This window comes from Microbacterium sp. Se63.02b (genome assembly GCF_014171575.1).
Taxonomy (GTDB): Bacteria; Actinomycetota; Actinomycetes; order Actinomycetales; family Microbacteriaceae; genus Microbacterium.
Map to the genome: position 1 here is coordinate 102,351 of NZ_CP050453.1, position 17,886 is coordinate 120,236.

The 17,886-nt window shown below is 67.6% G+C and carries 15 protein-coding genes and 3 pseudogenes; 14 read left to right on the forward strand and 4 right to left on the reverse strand.

Features of this window, described 5'->3' with window-relative positions; all coding sequences use genetic code 11:
• Positions 1 to 155 precede the first annotated feature (155 nt).
• The 11 genes and pseudogenes from G4G29_RS00510 (at position 156) to G4G29_RS00560 (ending at position 10,867) form a co-directional block, all read left to right on the forward strand.
• Positions 156 to 1,442, forward strand: a complete 1,287-nt coding sequence (locus G4G29_RS00510) for an adenylosuccinate synthase (RefSeq protein ID WP_183151456.1) — start codon at positions 156 to 158, stop codon at positions 1,440 to 1,442.
• A gap of 11 nt (positions 1,443 to 1,453) precedes the next feature.
• Positions 1,454 to 2,623 (forward strand): beta-propeller fold lactonase family protein, encoded by a 1,170-nt coding sequence (locus G4G29_RS00515; protein ID WP_244632283.1) that lies wholly within the window; start codon positions 1,454 to 1,456, stop codon positions 2,621 to 2,623.
• Entirely contained in the window at positions 2,620 to 4,017 is a 1,398-nt protein-coding gene (locus G4G29_RS00520) for an MFS transporter (RefSeq protein WP_183151457.1), read from the forward strand. Before G4G29_RS00515 ends, G4G29_RS00520 begins: the two co-directional genes overlap by 4 nt.
• Before the next feature lie 87 nt (positions 4,018 to 4,104).
• On the forward strand, positions 4,105 to 4,686 hold the full coding sequence (locus tag G4G29_RS00525; RefSeq protein ID WP_183151458.1) for a biotin transporter BioY: 582 nt from the start codon (positions 4,105 to 4,107) through the stop codon (positions 4,684 to 4,686).
• A 208-nt stretch (positions 4,687 to 4,894) separates the two neighbouring features.
• Positions 4,895 to 6,329 (forward strand): annotated as a pseudogene (locus tag G4G29_RS00530) (NAD(P)/FAD-dependent oxidoreductase).
• Positions 6,330 to 6,467: 138 nt separating this feature from the next.
• Complete coding sequence (locus tag G4G29_RS00535; RefSeq protein WP_183151459.1) at positions 6,468 to 6,770, forward strand: DUF427 domain-containing protein; 303 nt, start codon at positions 6,468 to 6,470, stop codon at positions 6,768 to 6,770.
• 60 nt (positions 6,771 to 6,830) lie between these two features.
• A pseudogene (locus tag G4G29_RS00540) lies at positions 6,831 to 7,702 on the forward strand (ATP-binding cassette domain-containing protein).
• A complete protein-coding gene (locus G4G29_RS00545; protein ID WP_183151460.1) occupies positions 7,699 to 8,382 on the forward strand; it encodes an ABC transporter permease subunit in 684 nt (227 codons plus the stop codon). The pseudogene G4G29_RS00540 and the gene G4G29_RS00545 overlap by 4 nt, the downstream one beginning before the upstream one ends.
• A complete protein-coding gene (locus G4G29_RS00550; protein WP_183151461.1) occupies positions 8,379 to 9,104 on the forward strand; it encodes an ABC transporter permease in 726 nt (241 codons plus the stop codon). Before G4G29_RS00545 ends, G4G29_RS00550 begins: the two co-directional genes overlap by 4 nt.
• 48 nt (positions 9,105 to 9,152) lie before the next feature.
• Entirely contained in the window at positions 9,153 to 10,067 is a 915-nt protein-coding gene (locus G4G29_RS00555) for an ABC transporter substrate-binding protein (protein WP_183151462.1), read from the forward strand.
• A gap of 284 nt (positions 10,068 to 10,351) precedes the next feature.
• The gene (locus tag G4G29_RS00560) at positions 10,352 to 10,867 is read left to right on the forward strand and encodes a hypothetical protein (protein ID WP_210274217.1); all 516 of its coding nucleotides are present in this window, start codon (positions 10,352 to 10,354) and stop codon (positions 10,865 to 10,867) included.
• Between the two features lie 551 nt (positions 10,868 to 11,418).
• On the opposite strand, the gene G4G29_RS00565 is transcribed toward G4G29_RS00560, so the two are convergent.
• Positions 11,419 to 12,627 carry an AI-2E family transporter gene (locus G4G29_RS00565; protein WP_183151464.1) on the reverse strand — a complete coding sequence of 403 codons (1,209 nt, stop codon included), beginning with the start codon at positions 12,625 to 12,627 and terminating at the stop codon, positions 11,419 to 11,421.
• A gap of 62 nt (positions 12,628 to 12,689) precedes the next feature.
• On the opposite strand from G4G29_RS00565, the gene G4G29_RS00570 reads away from it, so the two are divergent.
• From G4G29_RS00570 to G4G29_RS20920, 3 genes and pseudogenes are all read left to right on the forward strand, one after another.
• Positions 12,690 to 12,989, forward strand: coding sequence for a chorismate mutase (locus tag G4G29_RS00570; protein WP_021200128.1), 300 nt, complete (start codon positions 12,690 to 12,692; stop codon positions 12,987 to 12,989).
• A 157-nt stretch (positions 12,990 to 13,146) separates the two neighbouring features.
• Positions 13,147 to 13,383 carry a MarR family transcriptional regulator gene (locus G4G29_RS20915; protein WP_244632284.1) on the forward strand — a complete coding sequence of 79 codons (237 nt, stop codon included), beginning with the start codon at positions 13,147 to 13,149 and terminating at the stop codon, positions 13,381 to 13,383.
• Positions 13,384 to 13,451: 68 nt separating this feature from the next.
• A pseudogene (locus tag G4G29_RS20920) lies at positions 13,452 to 14,135 on the forward strand (ROK family protein); the annotation flags it as partial.
• Positions 14,136 to 14,404: 269 nt separating this feature from the next.
• Here G4G29_RS20920 and G4G29_RS00580 read toward each other — a convergent pair.
• Genes G4G29_RS00580 through G4G29_RS00590 form a run of 3 tightly spaced genes read right to left on the reverse strand, consistent with a single transcriptional unit; the run spans position 14,405 to position 17,581 of the window.
• Positions 14,405 to 15,331, reverse strand: a complete 927-nt coding sequence (locus G4G29_RS00580) for a carbohydrate ABC transporter permease (protein WP_183151465.1) — start codon at positions 15,329 to 15,331, stop codon at positions 14,405 to 14,407.
• Positions 15,332 to 15,333: 2 nt separating this feature from the next.
• Complete coding sequence (locus G4G29_RS00585) at positions 15,334 to 16,305, reverse strand: sugar ABC transporter permease (RefSeq protein ID WP_183151466.1); 972 nt, start codon at positions 16,303 to 16,305, stop codon at positions 15,334 to 15,336.
• Positions 16,306 to 16,336: 31 nt separating this feature from the next.
• Positions 16,337 to 17,581 (reverse strand): extracellular solute-binding protein, encoded by a 1,245-nt coding sequence (locus G4G29_RS00590; protein WP_183151467.1) that lies wholly within the window; start codon positions 17,579 to 17,581, stop codon positions 16,337 to 16,339.
• Positions 17,582 to 17,886 lie beyond the last annotated feature (305 nt).

Consider the following 17,886-nt stretch of genomic DNA (forward strand, 5'->3'; position numbering starts at 1 on the left):
CGCGCACGGACGTTGCTCTGCGCGACGGATGGAATGGGCGATGACGACCCCGGATGCCCGAAAAGTGTGCGCGACCAGCTTCGATAGGATGGGACCGCCCGAAGAGGGCCAGCTCATCGGCCGGTGCGAACCCGGCGAAAGCCAGGGGGTTACCCATGCCAGGAATCGTTATCGTCGGCGTGCAGTGGGGCGACGAAGGAAAGGGCAAGGCCACCGATCTTCTCGGTGAGCGCACCGACTGGGTGGTGAAGTTCAACGGCGGCAACAACGCCGGACACACCGTGGTCGTCGGCGACGAGAAGTATGCGCTGCACCTGCTGCCCTCCGGCATCCTCTCCCCGGGCGTGACGCCCGTGATCGGCAACGGTGTCGTGGTCGACCTCGAGGTCCTCTTCTTCGAGCTCGAGGCGCTCGCGGCGCGGGGGATCGACATCTCGCGGCTCAAGGTGAGCGCCAACGCCCACATCATCACGCAGTACCACCGCACGCTCGACAAGGTCACCGAGCGCTTCCTCGGCAAGCGCATGATCGGCACCACCGGTCGCGGCATCGGCCCGGCATACGCCGACAAGATCAACCGCGTCGGCATCCGCGTGCAGGACCTGTTCGACGAGAACATCCTGCGCCAGAAGGTCGAGGGCGCCCTCGACCAGAAGAACCACCTGCTGGTGAAGATCTTCAACCGCCGCGCGATCACGGCGGACGAGGTCGTCGAAGACCTGCTGTCGTACGCCGAGCGGCTGCGGCCGATGGTCGCCGACACGGGGTACCTGATCGCCCAGGCGCTGGATCGCGGCGAGGTCGTGGTGTTCGAGGGCGGCCAGGCCACGATGCTCGACATCGACCACGGCACCTACCCCTTCGTGACCTCCTCGTCGGCGACCGCCGGCGGGGCATCGACGGGCGCCGGCGTCGGTCCTGGCGCGCTGGACCGCATCGTCGGCATCGTCAAGGCGTACACGACGCGCGTCGGCTCCGGTCCGTTCCCGACCGAGCTCTTCGACGAGCAGGGCGAGTGGCTTCGCAAGCAGGGCTTCGAGTTCGGCACCACGACCGGCCGTCCGCGCCGGGTGGGCTGGTACGACGCGCCCATCACGCGCTACGCCACACGCATCAACGGCATCACCGACCTCGTGCTCACGAAGCTCGACATCCTCACGGGCCTCGAGCAGATCCCGGTGTGCGTCGCCTACGACGTCGACGGTGAGCGGTTCGACGAGGTGCCCGTCAACCAGACCGACTTCCACCACGCGAAGCCGATCCTGGAGTACTTCCCCGGCTGGAGCGAAGACATCTCGGTGGCGCGCACCTTCGAAGATCTGCCGCAGAACGCGCAGGACTACGTGCTGGCGCTCGAGAAGATGAGCAACACGCGCATCTCGGTGATCGGCGTCGGGCCAGAGCGCGACCAGGTCATCGTCCGTCACGACCTGCTCGACTGACGCGGCATTCCATGACGCGATTCTGGCTCGGCGGCTACGGCCCCGGCATGGACGGCTCGGCCGACGGCATCGGTCTGCTCGCGGGAGATGAGGGCCGCGAGGCCACGACGCTCGCCTACCGTGGCGCGGCTGTCGAGGCGCCGTCGCCGTCGTGGTTGGCTCCGCATCCGTCCCTCGACATCGTCTACGCGGCCCTCGAGGGCGACGCGGCCGTGCAGGCGTTCGTCCGCACGGGGGAGTCGATGCTCGCACCGCTGGGTGCCCCGGTCCCGGTCGGTCAGTTCGTCTGCCACATCGCGGTCGCCCCGAACGGCTCCGCCCTCGTGGCCAGCTGCTACGGAGACGGCCGTGTCGTGCGGTTCGACCTCGACGCAGAGGGCCGCATCCTGCCCGCGAAGCCGGATGCGGCGGCGGCCCTCCGTGCGGCACTGTTCGGTGACGACGTGGACCCCGACGCCCCTGCGCCGACTCCTCCGGGAGACGGCATCGCCGCGATCGACCCGTATGCGGCGGGTGGCGAACGGGCCTCGCACGCGCACGCCGCGGTGTTCCTGCGCGATGGACGCATCGCCACGACCGACCTCGGGTTCGACCTCGTGCGCTTCTGGCGTCAGGGCGGCAGCGGGCTCGTGCTCGACCACGAGGTCGTGCTCCCCTCGGCACCGGGCCGCGCCACATGGTGCTGCACCCCAGCGGCCACCTGCACGTGGTCACCGAGTACTCGTGCGAGGTGTTCACCCTCGCCGAGGCAGCGGATCGCACCTGGGAGTGTCGTGTCGTCCACCCTGTCGAGCCCGATCGCCCAGGTCGGCACCGACTTCCCCGCCGAGCTCGCCCGCACACGCGACGGACAGTTCCTCTACACGGCCCTGCGCGGCAGCAACACGATCGCGGCACTGCGCGTGCGCGACGGCGGGGAGGCCCTGGAATCCGTGGCGCTCGCCGACTCCGGTGTGGACTGGCCGCGTCACCACCTGGTGCACGAGGGCAAGATGCTCGTCGCGGGGCAGCGCTCCGACACGATCACGCTGCTCGACCTCGATGAACGCACCGGCGCGCCCTCGGCATCCGTCACGAGGCGCAGGTCCCGACGCCGACCCACTTCCTGCCCGTGCGCTGAGCGCAGCCCGAAACAGCGCTTGACCTCAACCTCACTTGAGGTTCTAGCGTCGTCTTCATGACTTCGGAGACCGAGCAGGTGTCGACGCCGGGTGCGGCCTCGCCGCGCATCACGAGCAGCGACTACCTCTGGATCACCATCGGCGCATGCGCCCTCGTGTTCCTCGGGGCATTCGAGTCCCTGGCCGTCACCACGGTGATGCCGACCGTGAGCGCCGACCTCGGCGGCGAGCGGCTCTACGCTCTGGCATTCGCCGGACCTCTGGCGACCGGCGTGATCGGCATGGTGATCGCGGGGAACTGGGCCGACCGCCGAGGACCTGTCGCGCCGCTGTACACCGCGGTCGCCCTGTTCATCGTCGGTCTGCTCATCGCCGGTCTCGCGCCGAACATGGAGGTCCTGGTGGCCGGACGGTTCGCTCAGGGCCTCGGCAGCGGCGGACTCATGGTGGCGCTGTACGTCGTTGTCGCCCGTGTCTACCCGCAGGAGCTCCACCCGGCGATCTTCGCGGGCTTCGCTGCGGCCTGGGTCATCCCTTCGCTGATCGGTCCGACGGTCGCGGGAGCCGTGACCGAGCTTTGGAGCTGGCACTGGGTGTTCCTCGGCGTGGTCATCCTCGTGCTCGTCGCGTTGCTGATGGTGATCCCCGCGCTCCGCGGCCTCGCGAACGACGGTGACGCGACGACGCCGTGGGCGTTCGGCCGACTCGGGTGGTCGGTGCTGGCGGCGGTCGCCGTGCTCGGATTGAACCTGGTCGGCGACATCCCGGGTGTCGGTCCGGTGCTCGCCCTCCTCGCCATCGTGGTCGCGCTGATCGCCGTGCGGCCCTTGGTCCCGCGAGGGACGTTCCGTGCGCGTCGGGGTCTTCCCTCCGTGATCCTGGTCCGCGGCGTGACGGCGGCCGCGTTCTTCGGGGCGCAGGTCTACCTGCCGTACCTGCTCACCGACCGCTATGAACTCTCGCCGACGCTCGCGGGCCTCGCCCTCACCGGTGGCGCGCTCGCCTGGTCGGCCGCCGCGACCATCCAGGGGCGGATGGGTGCTCGGCTCTCCAGCGTGACGGCGGTGCAGGTGGGCACGGTCCTGGTGCTGGTCGGCATCGTGCTCACGGTCGCGACCGCAGGTTTCGGCTGGGGCGCCGTGATGGCGGCTGCGGCGTGGGTGGTCGCGGGGGCGGGAATGGGGCTGATGAGTCCGCGCACGAGCGCGCTCACGCTCGCACTGTCTCCTGCGGAGGATCAGGGGTTCAACAGCGGTGCCATGACCGTCGCCGACTCGTTCGGCAGCGCGTTGGCCCTCGCGGTCACCGGGACGCTGTTCACCGCGCTTGCCGCCGCCGATCCGTTCCTCGGTGTGTTCGCCCTGGCGGCCGTCGTCGCCCTCGCCGCCGCCGTCCTCGCGCCCCGTGTCCGTGTCGCGGCGTCCGGCTTCGAAGAAACCCGCGGGCGCGACTGACAGCGACGCCGTGATTTGCGCTGGACTCACCGCATCCGTACTCTGATGAACGATGTTCAGGTGAACACCGTTCAGGAAGGATGGGCGATGACCGACTCCCCCCGTGACACCAGCGCTACTCTCGGCCGGGTGGCCGTGTTCGCCGCCCTCATCATCGTGCTCGGCACGGTCGTGGTCCCGCTTCCGGGCGGGGTGCCGATCACGGGGCAGACACTCGGTGTCATGCTCGCCGGCCTCGTGCTCGGGCCGCGCGTCGCACCGTGGTCGATCGCCGTCGTGCTGGCGCTCGCCGCGGTCGGACTCCCCGTCCTGGCCGGTGGCCGCGGCGGCCTGGGCGTCTTCGTCGGACCGACCGTTGGCTACATGATCGGCTGGATCGTCGGCGTCGTGGTGATCGGACTCATCCTGCGTACCGGGCGCTTCACCTGGTGGCGTGCCGCCGTGGCCGCCCTCGTCGGCGGGGTGCTCGTCGTGTACGCGTTCGGCATCCCGGTGCAGGCGCTCGTCACCGGCGTCCCGCTCGACCTCACCGCGCTGTCGAGCCTGGCCTTCCTCCCCGGAGACCTGATCAAGGTGACCGCCGCCACCCTCGTCGTCGTCGCCCTGCGTCGCGCCTACCCGCGCGCCTTCGCCGACAGCCGTCCGGTGCGGCAACCCGTCGCCGCCTGACGCGCTCGCCACGCCGTTCGCTCCGCTCCGGTCCGACAAGTGAACCCGCCGACCCCGTCTGTCCCATCGGCACCATCGGCCCGGCACCCGGTCGCTCCGACGCGCACGCCACGCCGACGGGAACAACTCACCCGTGACTCGGTGTTGCTCTTGAGCGAGACTGGGCGACGGAGCCCGGCGACGGTTCCGGCGACGAGAGGTGCGACGCATGACTGCTGCGGACAAGACCGACGAATACGACCTGATCGTGTTGGGCGGAGGACCCGTCGGCGAGAACGTCGCCGACCGCGCCGTGCAGGGCGGACTCACCGCGATCATCGTGGAGAGCGAGCTCGTCGGCGGTGAGTGCTCCTATTGGGCGTGCATGCCGTCGAAGGCGCTGCTCCGCTCCGCGCAGGCGCTCCGTGCCGCGCAGCACGTCGGCGGGGCGTCGCAGGCGGTGACCGGGAAGCTCGACGTGCGCGCCGTCTTCGACCGCCGTGATTCGTTCACCAGCAACTGGTCCGACGACGGACAGGTGAAGTGGCTCGACTCGGCCGGCATCGACCTCGCCCGCGGGCACGGCCGGCTCACGGGCGAGCGCGAGGTGACCGTGACGGATGCCGACGGCGCAGAGCGCGTGCTGCGCGCGCGTCACGCGGTCGCCGTCAGCACCGGATCGGATGCCGTCATCCCGCCGATCGACGGTCTGCGCGAAGCCGCGCCATGGACGAGCCGCGAGGCGACCAGCGCAGAGGAGCTGCCGGAGAGTCTCGCCGTGATCGGCGGCGGCGTGGTCGCGGTCGAGATGGCGACCGCGTATGCAGCCCTGGGTTCGCACGTGACCGTGATCGCACGCAGCGGCCTGCTCGGCGGCATGGAGCGGTTCGCGGGCGAGCGCGTGGCCGCAGGACTGAAGGAGCTCGGCGTCGACGTGCGCACGGGTACCGGCACGACGGCCGTCCGCCGCGGAGACGACGGCGTCACGATCACGCTCGACGACGGCGCGGAGATCACGGCCGCCGAGGTGCTCGCCGCGACCGGCCGCTCCCCGCGCAGCGGCGACATCGGCCTGGAGATCGCGGGACTCGAGCCCGGGCGATGGATCGAGGTGGACGACACGCTCCGGGTGCCCGGCTCCGACTGGCTGTATGCGGTCGGCGACGTCAACGGGCGCGTGCTGCTCACGCACCAGGGCAAGTACCAGGCCCGCGCCGCCGGCGACGTGATCGTCGCGCGCGAACGGCGACGACGTCGATGACGCTCCGTGGGGGCGCCATGTCGCGACCGCCGATGCCTCCGCCGTCCCGCAGGTCACGTTCTCGATCCCCGAGGTGGCCTCGGTCGGTCTCACCGCGGCCGCGGCGCGCGAGGCGGGCAAGACCGTGAAGGTCGTCGACTACGACCTGGGCTGGGTGGCCGGCGCCAGTCTGTACGAAGACGGATTCGAAGGTCAGGCGCGGCTCGTGATCGACACCGACCGCGACGTCGTGGTCGGCGCGACGTTCGTCGGTCCCGAGGTGGCGGAGCTCGTGCACGCCGCGACCACCGCGATCGTGGGGGAGGTCCCCATCGCCCGTCTCTGGCACGCGGTGCCGTCGTACCCGACCGTGAGCGAGGTCTGGCTGAGGCTCCTCGAGGGCTACGGTCGCGACTCCGCCTGAGCCGGCGGGCAATCCGTTTTCGGGACCAGGCCGAACAGATCCCGGATTGTTTCTCATATTGACGGCCCGCGCGCAACCCGCCAGCCCGATGTCGCCGCCGTCTTATACGCTCGAACCCACATCCGAGGAGGCAGGACCATGAAGGCTGTACTCGCAGGAACCGTCATCGCCGAGGCCGACGAGAGCGATCTCGCCCGCATCGAGGGGAACTGGTACTTCCCACCCGCATCCGTCACCCCCGGCGTGCTCGTGGAGAGCCCCACCCCGTACACCTGCCCGTGGAAGGGCGCCGCTCAGTACTACTCGGTGCAGACCGAGGGCGAGCTCCACACCGACTACGCCTGGTCGTATCCGCACCCGTATCCCTCGGCTTTCGACCGCGTGGGCAAGGACTTCTCGGGGTACGTGGCCTTCGACCCGCGCGTCGAGGTCGGCCCGTAGTCATCTGAAGAGCCAAGCTTCGCCCGCCCTCGCATCGATCGACCGACTGGAGAACAGCCCATGATCGAGTTCCGCAACGTCACGAAGCGGTTCCCCGGCGGCGCGCTCGCCGTCGACGACTTCAGCCTGGTGCTGCCGTCCCGCAAGACCACCGTCTTCGTCGGTTCGTCCGGCTGCGGCAAGACCACCCTGCTGCGGATGATCAACCGCATGGTCGAGCCGACCTCCGGCGACGTCGAGATCGACGGCGAGAGCGTGCTGCACGGCGACCCGGTGACCTTGCGTCGGCGTATCGGCTACGTGATGCAGAACTCCGGGCTCATGCCGCACTTCACGGTCATCGACAACGTGGCGACCGTGCTGCGGCTCACCGGTGTGAAGAGGGCCGCGGCGCACAAGCGTGCGCGGGAACTGCTCGACACGGTCGGCCTCGACCAGGCGCTCGCCGAGCGCTACCCGAGCCAACTCTCCGGAGGTCAGCAGCAGCGTGGGGCGTGGCCCGCGGGCTCGCCGCCGACCCGAACATCCTGCTCATGGACGAGCCTTTCGGCGCGGTGGACCCCATCGTCCGGGCCGACCTGCAGCAGGAGACCATCCGACTCCAGCACGAGCTCGACAAGACGGTCGTGTTCGTCACGCACGACATCGACGAGGCCTTCCTGCTCGGCGACCAGGTCGTCATCCTCGACAAGGGCGCGCGCATCGTGCAGGTGGGGAGCCCGAGCGAGATCATCGAGAACCCGGCAGACGACTTCGTGGCCGCGTTCATCGGCGCCGACCGCGGCAAGCGGGCGCTGCACCTCAAGCAGACGCCACGAGGAACCGTGGTGGTCGACTCCGAGGGCCGCACGCAGGGTTCGATCATCGACGTGCCGGATGCCGTGACCGACGCGCTCCTGAGCGAGGAGAGCGCGACGAAGGGCGCTCCGTGAACTGGGTCGTCGACAATCTCGGCCTCATCTTCGAGCTGACCGCGATCCACCTGCAGCAGAGCGCGATCGCGATCGTGCTCGGCTTCGTGTTGTCCCTGCCGCTCGGATGGCTCGCCTGGCGCTACCAGCTGGTGAAAGGCCCCGTCATCGTCCTCACCGGGCTGCTCTACACGATCCCCTCGCTCGCGCTGCTGATCCTCCTGCCGTCTGTCGCGGGCTATCCGGCTCGCAGCCCCATCAACCTCATCATCGGGCTGACGATCTATGCGATCGCGATCCTGGTGCGCGCGGTCTCCGACGGCCTGGACTCGGTCGACCCCGCGATCAGACAGTCCGCCACCGCGATGGGGTACGGCGGATTCCGGAGGTTCTGGACGGTCGACTTCCCGCTCGCCGGCCCCGTGGTCCTCGCGGGGCTCCGTGTGGCTGCCGTCAGCACGATCTCGCTCGCCACCGTCGGCATCCTGGTGGGCGTCACCAACCTCGGCTACCTGTTCGAGAACGGCCTGCAGCGCCGCATCCTCGCCGAGGTGTTCGCCGGTGTCGTCGCGGTCGTCGTGATCGCACTGGTGATCGACCTGCTGCTCCTGCTGCTGGGTCGCGCACTGATGCCGTGGACGCGCGCGACGAAGACTCCGTCGGCCGCTCGTCGCGCTGTGAGCATGGGGGCGGCCGCATGAACGTGTTCGCCGACGCCCTCGCCTGGCTCTTCTCCCCCGACCGGTGGGAGGGGACCTACGCGCTGCCGATCCTGTTCGGCCAGCACATGTACTACACGCTGATCTCGGTGCTGATCGCCGCGGTCATCGCCGTTCCGATCGGTTGGCTCATCGGCCACACCGGGCGCGGGCGCGAGGTCGCCGTCGCGATCTCCGGTGCGGCGCGCGCGATTCCGTCGTTCGGACTCCTGGTGCTTCTGGTGCTGCTGCTCGGCGTGCTCCGCATCCCCGAAGCCGCGATCATCACCTTCGTCCTGCTCGCGATCCCCTCGCTCCTCGCCGGCGCCTACACCGGCTTCGAGGCCATCGATCGGCGCGTGCTCGACTCGGCGCGATCCATGGGGATGACCGAATGGCAGGTGTTCTGGAAGGTCGAGGTGCCGCTCGGTCTGCCGCTGCTCGTCGGTGGTATCCGATCCGCTCTCCTCCAGGTGATCGCCACGGTCACGATCGCCGCATGGGTCAACCTCGGCGGACTCGGCCAGCCGATCATCCAGGGCATCCCCTTGCGCAAGTTCGATCAGGTGCTGGGCGGAGCGATCCTCGTCGCCGTCCTCGCGCTGGCCGTCGACCTGATCTTCGCGCTTCTCCAGCACGCTGCCGTCCCCGCCGGTGTGCGCGCCGCACCGCGCAAGCGTCGATCGCGCACCGCCATCAAGGCCACGGCCGCGGCCCCCGCCTGACACCGACTCACAGCATCCATACCGTTGTCCCAGAGAAGAGGAAGTCCCATGTTCACAGCACGTAAGTCACGACTCGCCCTCGCCGGCGGCGTCTCGCTCGTCGCGGCGCTCGTCCTCGCCGGCTGCGCGAGCAGCAACCCGCTCGACGCGCCCACCGACGACGCAGGCTCCGGTGAGAGCGAGACGATCGTGATCGGCTCGCAGGCGTACTACTCGAACGAGATCATCGCCGAGATCTACGCTCAGGCGCTCGAGGCGGCCGACTTCGACGTCGACCGCCAGTTCAACATCGGACAGCGCGACGCGTACATGCCCGATGTCGAGTCCGGCGCGATCGACGTGTTCCCGGAGTACACGGGCAACCTGCTCGAGTACCTCGACAAGGACGCCACCGCCACGAGCCCCGACGACGTCTACGCCGCCCTTCAGGACGCGCTGCCCGACGGTCTCACCGCGCTCGACTACGCCGACGCTTCGGATCAGGACACCTACACGGTGCTGAAGAGCTTCGCCGACGAGAACGGTCTCACGTCGATCGGCGACCTCTCCAAGGTCACCACCCCCGTGACCATCGGCGCCGCGCCGGAGTTCGAGCAGCGTCCGTACGGTCCTGCCGCGGCCAAGGAGGTCTACGGCGTCGATCTGGCGTTCTCGGCCACCGGCCCGACGACGCTGGAGTCGCTGCTCGCCGGCAAGATCCAGGTCGCCGACATCTACTCGGCCGACCCGGCGTTCCAGACGCAGGACATCGTGGCGCTCGAAGACCCGGAGAACATCATCCTGGCCTCGAACGTGGTGCCGATCGTCTCGGACGACGTGGCCGACGGGGTCGCTGACGTGATCAACGCGATCAGCGCAAAGCTGACCGCCGAGGAGCTCGTCGCCCTGAACGTGCAGAGCACGGTCGACCAGAAGTCGGCGTCCGACATCGCGACGCAGTGGCTGGCTGACAACGACCTCTGAGTCGTCACCTCGACAGAAGCGCCCGGCCCCTCAAGGGACCGGGCGCTTCTTGGTGCGGCGTCAGCGGTGCGAAGTCGTTCGTTCAGCCGCGACGCAGCAAGCGGAAGCCCACCCTCTCTTAGTGTCCCCCAAAATGGGGACAGAAATTCTAGATTCGAAGATCTAAAATAATAGATAAACAAGGTAGGCGGGAGTTAGAAAAAAGACAGAGAGACATCATGGGCATTCGAATGACACTAGGAATCAAGAAGGTAACGACGAGCTTGGCGATTGGAGCGCTCAGCGTGAGCGGCATCTTCGCAACAGGCGCAGCAGCGGCGGCAGCGGAGCCAGAGGCCCTGGCGGAGCCCAAGGCAAGTGTGACCAACGAACAGGCCCTCGCCAGTGCGCTCCTCGCGCTCGACGAGCGGGTGACGCCGGTCGACGTTCGGCTCACAGGGAATGGAGTGGAGAAAGACTATGAGTTCGGTCGTGGTTCCATCCTGACGGTAATTGAGACTCCGCCGATCCCCTCCGGTGCTTCCGATCTGATGGTGGCGGCGCTCAGCGTCGGCTCGGACTACAACGGGCAGTACATTCAATTCTCACCGGCTGACCAGCGGTCGTTCCTTACGGGCGGGAGCACTCTTCTGCTCGGATCCCTCGGGCTACTTCTCGGGCCGTTCGGCGCTCTCCTCCTCGGCAGTTTGGGCGGGGCGATTGGGCCGCAGATGGAACAGCTCACGTGCGCGGCCCATAATCAGTCAATCCGATACAACTACACACTCGACGGCAACTTCACCAATGTTCGTTGCGTCTAGTCCAGATAGGGCTTGAAGCCGGACCGCCTCGGGGCGCCAGTGGCTTCAGATGGGTGGTGTCGAGTGGTCAAGAAGACTCAACGGAATATCGCATCGAGTGTCCGTGCGTGCAATCGAAGTGCTAGCCTCTCCCGCATGTTCTTCGCGGTCGGTTTCGTTTTGTCGATCGTCGTCGCGTTCGTGAGTCCGTACGTCTGGGATGGTCTAACGGACGCACCCGCGCTCCCCACCGCGGTCACGATCATCGTCGGTTGGGTTCTCTTCGCAGGAGGCGGCTACTTGCTCGATAGTCGCAGGCGACGTCGAGGGCAGACCGGTGATGCCTCGGGGAATACGTCGAGTTCCGCTGGATGATGAGGGATGCCCGCAGCACGCCGGAGGGGTGTTCTGTCGTGCGCCTCGAGCACGGGGACTGGAGTCCCTGGCAAGGCGGATAGAGGAATCAATCTGCTCACGGAGGGCGGTGACAAGAGAATTACCTCCAGTGATTCACGGTCGGCCCATTTATGGGGCAGACAGGCACATCGTCTCTGGGAATCGTGTCGGCGGCGTCAGACCCGTGCGTCCTGCTTCGGGACGAGCACCTGCTTGATGATGATGAGGATCGATGCCGTGACGGGCACGGCCACGAGCGCGCCGAGGAGGCCGAGCAGAGTGCCGCCGGCGAGGGCGCCGATCACCACGAGGGAGCCGGGGACCGCCACGGCGCGGTTCATCACGCGCGGGGTGAGGACGTACGCCTCGACCTGCATGTACACCAGGTAGATCGCCGCGAAGATGAGGGCCGCGATCGGGTCTGTGAACAGCGCGAGCCCGGTGCCGATGATCCAGAACAGCACGGAGCCGACGAGGGGGATCAAGGTCACGCAGAACGCGATGGTCGCCATGAGGGGAGGGAACGGCAGCCGGAGGACCGTGTACAGGATGAGCGCGAGGGTCGCATTGCAGAACGCCAGGATCACCATCCCCATCACGTAGCCGCCCACCGAGTCGGTGATCTGCTCGGAGATGTCGGCGGCGCGAGCCCGGTCGCGCGCAGGAGCCAGGCGGAGCAGGCCCTGCTTCATGGCGGGGAGGGTCGCCAGGAAGTACAGGGTGAGCACGAGGACGACGATCGCGCCGGAGATGCCGGTGGCGATCGAGGCGCCGACGGCGAGGGCGCCGCCGCCGATCGTGGCGAGGTTGCCGAAGTCCGAGAGGAACTTCTGCACCTCGCCGACGAGGTCCTGGAACTGGTCGCCGAACTGATCGTCCAGAGCCGCGTAGAGGTCGGTTCGCGTGAAGTCCTGGATCATGCCGGGAACCGACTTCACGAAGCTGGTGATCTGGTCGATGACGATGGGGATGACCATCCACAGCACGAGCGCGAACACCACGATCAGAGCGAGGATCGTGATGACGACGGCGATCGCGCGGGAGAGGCCGCGGCGCTCCAGAAACCGCACGGCGGGGTCGAGCCCCAGCGCACCGAACAGGGCGAGGGCGATGTAGATCAGGACCGTCGACAGGCTCGAGATCGCGAGGCCGATGACGATGGCAGCGAGACCTCCGAGCGTCAGGAGGAAGCCGACCACGAAGGGACGGTCGATGCGGGTCCAGAAGGAGCGGCTCGGTGTCGCGGGCTCGGTCTCGACCTGGTGCGTGGCGGCGGCGGCCACGGTCGAGGGAGTGGACGACGTCGTCCCGGTCGTCTCCGTGGTGCCTGACTCCGCAGCGTCGTCGTCGAGGGGCGCGGGGGCCGACGTCTCTTCGTTGCTCATGTGCTCACGATAGCGGTGCACCGGGTCTGATTCCGGGCGTTCTGCGGCTCTAGAGTAGGGGCATGACCGCCGCCGAGGACCCGAAGGCCGAACTGCTCCGACTTCGCGCCACCATCGACAACATCGACGCCGCACTGATCTTCATGCTGGCGGAGCGCTTCCGCGCGACTCAACAGGTCGGGCATCTGAAGGCGGAGCACGAGATGCCGGCGTCCGACCCGAACCGCGAGGAGCAGCAGGTGGCTCGGCTGAGGGCGCTCGCTGAGGAGGCGCATCTGGACCCCGAGTTCGCGGAGAAGTGGTTCAACTTCGTGGTGGCTGAGGTCATCCGCCACCACACCGAAGCGGCCGAGAGCCGTTGAGAGGTGCCGGACGGGCGACGGTGTGTGCAGCACTCGCCCGTCCGGAGCTGGAGCTTCATCGAACAACTAAGTTCAATGAATAAACTTAGGGAGAGACTACGGATCGCGCCGCGATCTGTCAACAGCTCGCGATCGGCGAGCCTCGGAACGGGAACGCATGCTTAACACGGATGACGGCCTCGATACGCAGGCGTCGGTTCGGCGTGCGAACCTGCGTCGGGCGTTGCAGCTCGTGTTCCGGAACCCGGGGACGCAGACGCGCGCCGGCATCGCGCGCGCCACAGGTCTGACCGCCGCCACCGCGTCGTCACTCGTGGCCGAGCTCATCGAGAACCGTCTGGTCGTCGAGGGGGAGCAGGCGGCGAGCACGGGGGCAAACGCGCCACCACCCTGAGCGTCGACGCGAGTCACCACCTGATCCTGGTGCTCGTGATCCAGCCCCTGCACGCGCAGATCGCCCTCGTGGCGCTCGACGGGACGGAGGTCGACGCGCGACGACTGAGCTACACCGCCGAGACCCGCGACCACATGCTCGACGAAGCGGTGTCCGCCGTGGCCTCGGAGTTCGGCACGCGGCTGCTCGCCGCAGGCATCCAGCTTCCCGGCACGACGGATGGCCGGTCCGTGCTGGAGAGCGTGCAGCTCAAGTGGGAAGGCGTGCCGCTCGCGGACCGCTTCGAGAGGATGCTCGACGCCCCGGTGCTGCTCGTCAACGACGTCGACGCCGAGGCCATCGCCGAAGCGGGCATGGAGGAGTCCCCGTCCGGATACCGGCTCTTCATCCATCTCGGCGGAGGGGTGGGTGCCGCTGTCACGCTCGACGGCGAGCTCGCCCCGGGACCCCGTGACCGCGCGGGGGAGATCGGGCACGTGCAGGTCGTCTTCGGCGAGCAGGCGCGTGCCTGCCGGTGCGGTCGGCGCGGATGCCTGGAGTCGGCAGCGGCGCTGGGCGCGATGCTCGGCGACGAGTTCTCCGACGCCATGGACGCCCCCGAGATCCGGGCGCTCGCTGCCACCGCCGATGAGGAGCACCTCGATGAGGGCGCCCGCGCCCTCGCCAGAGCCGTCAAGCTCATCAGTGCTCTCCTCGACCCCACCGAGGTCGTGATCGGCGGTCCGGCCACCGAGCTCGGGCCGCGCTTCCTCGACCGGGTCCGCCGCGAGACCGAGTATCCGTCTCGGGGCACGGTGCAGGTCCCCCGTGCGATACGCCGACCCGCGGGTGTCGCTCGCCGCCGGTGCCGCGCAGGCCGCCCTCACCTCGGCGCTCGGCGTGCGGTGGAACCCGGAACAGCTCCGCGCAGCATCCCGCTAGACCGCGGCCGCATCGCAGTTCGCAGGGGATCCGCGCTTCGGAGGGCCGGATCCCCGAACCCGTCCTCCGAAACGCGGATCTCCTCCCGAGCGCGCGGAGGTTACTTCACGCTGCCCGCAGTCAGACCTCCGACGAGCCGCTTCTCGATGAGCATGAACAGGATGACCACCGGGAGGATCGCCACGATTGAGACGCCGAACACGTACTGCCAGCTGGTCTCGTACTGCCCGACGAACTTGGTCAGCGCGACCGACAGCGGCTGATTCTTGTCGGTCGACAGGATCACGAGCGAGGCCGCGAACTCGTTCCAGCAGGCCACGAACGTGAACACGATCGCCGTGACGATGCCGGGCCACACGAGCGGCAGGTTGATCTTGAATAGGACCGTGAAGCGTCCTGCCCCGTCGATCTGCGCGGCCTCGTCGACCTCTTTCGGGATGCCGGCGAAGAAGGAGTGCATGATCCACACCGCGAACGACAGGTTGAAGGCGGCGTTGATGAAGATCATCGCGATCCAGGTGTCGCCGAGCCCGAGCACCGTGAACTGCCGGAACAGGCCCGAGGTCAGCACGGCGGGCTGCAGCATCTGGGTGATGATCACGAGGAACAGGAACACCATGCGCCCGGGGAACTTGAACCTGGCCGTGTAATACGCGGCAGGCAGGGACACCAGCAGCACGAGCAGCGTCGCGAACACCGCGATCACGATGGTCGAGATCAGGTTGTACGGCAGCGGCGTCTCGGGAGTCGACCACATCGTGATGTAGTTCTCCCAGTGCCACTCCGTCGGCAGGTACGTCGGGTCGACAGAGCGGATCTGCGGCTTCGTCTTCACGGAGCCGAAGAACATGATCAGGTACGGGAGGACGAAGATCGCCAGCACCAGGAAACCGGCGACGGTGCGCAGGATCACGCGGGGCAGCGTCACCTGGTCTTCGGTGTACCGTCGCTTGCGGCCGGGGATCGGCGGGGTACGGCGTCCACCGCGACCGGCCGTGGTCACGAGGGCGGTCTCGGTCACGGTCATGATCAGACCTCCTTCATGGGCTTGACGATCTTCACGTAGGCCGCGACGATCACGATGACGATGAGGAACGCGACGACCGAGAGGGCGCTCGCGACATCCACCTTCTTCTGCAGCTCGATGTACTTGAAGATCAGGGTCATGATCGTGTCGGCGCCGTAACCGGGGATCGATCCGGTCATCACCTTGAGGATCGGCAGCGAGTTGAACACGTTGATGATGTTGATCAGGACGGCGACGGCCAGGGCGCTGCGCAGCTGCGGCAGGATGATCGACCAGTACGTGCGGGTGGGACCGGCACCGTCCATCTTCGCGGCCTCGATCGCATCGGCCGGCACCGACTGGAGTCCGGCCAGGATCGTGTAGGTCGTGAACGGGAGCGACACGAAGATCGCGATGACGATCGACCAGATGAACGCGGTCGTGGGGTTCTTGGTCCAGCCGTAGCCGACCGCATCGTCGGAGAGACCGATGTCGTAGAGGAACTTGTTGAAGACCCCGAAGTACGGCTCGAGGCTGTAGTAGAACACCATCGTGGTCATCACGACCGAGGCTGCCCACGGCACGATGACGGCCATGCGCACGAGTTGGCGTCCGGGGAAGGCCTTGTTGAGGATCTGCGCGAGCCCGAGCGAGATGACGACCGTGAAGAGCACGACCGAAACGACCCAGACGATCGTGCGGAAGAAGATCGGCCAGAACTCGCTGAACGTGAAGACGGTGGCGAAGTTGTCGAAGCCGACCGACCCCTTGTCGAGGCCCGACAGCGAGATGTCACGCGTCGAGTTGAAGAACATCACCCCGGCGGGGAAGAAGACCACCCCGATGATGAGCAGCACGGCCGGCGCGATCCAGGGCAGCGCCTGGAGGAGGTCCTTTCCGCCCGGCCTGCCGCGATGGGCATCCGGGGTCTTCCGGGTGCGGGGGCGGCTCTTCGCCGCCCCCGCGAGGTTCGAGGACTCTGTCTTCTGGCTCATTCGGGTACCCGAACCTCTCCGATCAGCGGGCTCAGCCCGCGTCGACCTGCGCCTGGATCTCGGTCAGCACGTCCTGTGCCGGCTTCGACTGGAGCTGGCCGAACAGCGACTTGAACGCACCGTCGGCGGCCGACCACTTCGGGTTCGTCGACGGGTAGAACTGCGCATCGGGCAGCACGTCGAGGAACGGCTTGAGGGCCTCCTCGCCGGAGAGCTGCTCGGCGCCGGACTTGGTGACGGGCAGGAAGCCCTCCGCCTGCACCCACGGCACGTACACATCGGCCGAGTAGAAGTAGTCGAAGAACTTGGTGATGGCTTCCTGCTTGTCGCCGTCGTTCTCGAACGCCATCAGCTGGTCCATGACGCCGAGCGTGAACGGCGAGCCGTCCTTCGTGGGGATCGGGACGATCGAGTAGTCCAGGTCGGGGTTGCCCTCGGCGATCTGCCCGACCGTCGGCGGGAGTCCGACCTGCATGCCGATCTTGCCCTGGACGAAGATGTCCATCAGCGGGGAGCGCTGCGTCGAGCCCGGGTCTGCCTGGGTCGCGCCGGCATCGATCATCTTCTTGATCTGCTCGGCTCCCACCAGGTTCTCCGGGGTGTCGATCGTGATCTCGGATGCGTCACCGAACGATCCGCCGCCGCCCCACAGCCACACGGCCGCCTCGGCCTGCGCCTCTTCGGAGCCGAGCGGCATGCCGTAGCCGGCGACGCCGCCGCCGAGGGCCGACACCTTGGTCGCGGCATCCAGCAGCGAGTCCCAGTCGGTCGGCGCCTCGACGCCGGCCTGCTCGAGCAGCGCGTTGTTGACGAACAGGGCGCGCGCCGACGCGATCATCGGCAGGGCGTAGGCGGTGCCGTCGATCTCGGCGTTCTTGAGGAACGACTCCTGGAAGTCGGCATAGGTCTCCTCCGACACGACGTCTTCGGTCGGGTAGAGCAGTTCGTCGCCGACGAAGCCGGCGAAGGGACCGCCGTTGTAGATGTCGGGGGCCTCTCCGGCCTGGATCTTGGTGGAGACGACTTTCTCGAGGTTGTCCCAGGACTGCACTTCGAGCTTGACGTCGATGTCGGGGTTGTCCTTCTTGAACCCCTCGATCACCGTCTCCCAGTTCGCCTTGGTGCCGTCCGAGTAGCTGGGGACGAGCAGGTCGAGCGTGGTGGATCCGTCTCCGCCTTCGCTGTCTCCGGACGATCCGCCGAACCCGCACGAAGCGAGCGAGAGCGTGGCGACGGCCGCAAGGGCGGCGGCGCCGTACCGCAGTGACTTCTTCATGTGTATTGCATTCCTCACTGTGAGTGTCCGCTCCGGGCGGCAGGACCGCTTCGGACGGGGTGTGGTGCACAGTCGCAAGCACATCACGCGACAGTGCGTGGTGATCGCCTCGCCAGGTGGCATCCGCGATCGTTCAAGCCGGGGCTCGGGGTTGCTCGACGACGAGGGAGGTCGACATCGAGGGGTGGAACTTTTCCGATTATTTGTCAAGGCAACAAACAAATCAAGCAGAACGCCTGGTTGTTATCTAATGACGACATACTATGATCGAATAAGCACGCAAACAATCACAAGTACGCAACAAA

Excerpts from the sequence above, each read along its gene's own strand:
- G4G29_RS00510 (WP_183151456.1), top strand. The coding sequence starts at position 156 with ATGCCAGGAATCGTTATCGTCGGCGTGCAGTGGGGCGACGAAGGAAAG.
- G4G29_RS00515 (WP_244632283.1), top strand. The coding sequence starts at position 1,454 with ATGACGCGATTCTGGCTCGGCGGCTACGGCCCCGGCATGGACGGCTCG.
- G4G29_RS00520 (WP_183151457.1), top strand. The coding sequence starts at position 2,620 with ATGACTTCGGAGACCGAGCAGGTGTCGACGCCGGGTGCGGCCTCGCCG.
- G4G29_RS00525 (WP_183151458.1), top strand. The coding sequence starts at position 4,105 with ATGACCGACTCCCCCCGTGACACCAGCGCTACTCTCGGCCGGGTGGCC.
- G4G29_RS00535 (WP_183151459.1), top strand. The coding sequence starts at position 6,468 with ATGAAGGCTGTACTCGCAGGAACCGTCATCGCCGAGGCCGACGAGAGC.
- G4G29_RS00550 (WP_183151461.1), top strand. The coding sequence starts at position 8,379 with ATGAACGTGTTCGCCGACGCCCTCGCCTGGCTCTTCTCCCCCGACCGG.
- G4G29_RS00555 (WP_183151462.1), top strand. The coding sequence starts at position 9,153 with ATGTTCACAGCACGTAAGTCACGACTCGCCCTCGCCGGCGGCGTCTCG.
- G4G29_RS00565 (WP_183151464.1), bottom strand. The coding sequence starts at position 12,627 with ATGAGCAACGAAGAGACGTCGGCCCCCGCGCCCCTCGACGACGACGCT.
- G4G29_RS00570 (WP_021200128.1), top strand. The coding sequence starts at position 12,690 with ATGACCGCCGCCGAGGACCCGAAGGCCGAACTGCTCCGACTTCGCGCC.
- G4G29_RS20915 (WP_244632284.1), top strand. The coding sequence starts at position 13,147 with ATGCTTAACACGGATGACGGCCTCGATACGCAGGCGTCGGTTCGGCGT.
- G4G29_RS00580 (WP_183151465.1), bottom strand. The coding sequence starts at position 15,331 with ATGACCGTGACCGAGACCGCCCTCGTGACCACGGCCGGTCGCGGTGGA.
- G4G29_RS00585 (WP_183151466.1), bottom strand. The coding sequence starts at position 16,305 with ATGAGCCAGAAGACAGAGTCCTCGAACCTCGCGGGGGCGGCGAAGAGC.
- G4G29_RS00590 (WP_183151467.1), bottom strand. The coding sequence starts at position 17,581 with ATGAAGAAGTCACTGCGGTACGGCGCCGCCGCCCTTGCGGCCGTCGCC.